We start from the raw sequence: 417 nt of genomic DNA on the forward strand, positions 1-417 counted from the left end.
CCTCGGCCAGGCCGGCAACGGCGTGCCCATCGTCAACATCGCCGCGCCCAACGGCAGCGGCCTGTCGCACAACCAGTTCAGCGACTACAACGTCGGCCGCGAAGGCCTGATCCTCAACAACGCCACCGGGCGCACCCAGAGCACACAGCTGGGCGGGATCATCCTCGGCAACTCCAACCTGCAGGGCGCGGCGGCGAGCACCATTCTCAACGAAGTGAACGGCAGCAACCCCAGCCACCTGCGCGGCTTCACCGAGGTGGCCGGGCAGAGCGCCCGGGTCATCGTCGCCAACCCCCACGGCATCACCTGCGACGGCTGCGGCTTCATCAACACCCCGCGGGTGACCCTGAGCACCGGCAAGCCGGTCCTCGACGGCAACGGCCAGGTGCGCAGCTACCAGGTCGACGGCGGCGCCAT

1 protein-coding gene is annotated in these 417 nt (G+C 69.3%); it reads left to right on the forward strand.

Annotated features, from left to right (window positions below):
* A partial coding sequence (locus DM373_RS28480; RefSeq protein ID WP_157966916.1) for a filamentous hemagglutinin N-terminal domain-containing protein occupies positions 1-417 on the forward strand: 417 nt, incomplete at both ends.

Source organism: Pseudomonas sichuanensis (genome assembly GCF_003231305.1).
Taxonomy (GTDB): domain Bacteria; phylum Pseudomonadota; class Gammaproteobacteria; order Pseudomonadales; family Pseudomonadaceae; genus Aquipseudomonas; species Aquipseudomonas sichuanensis.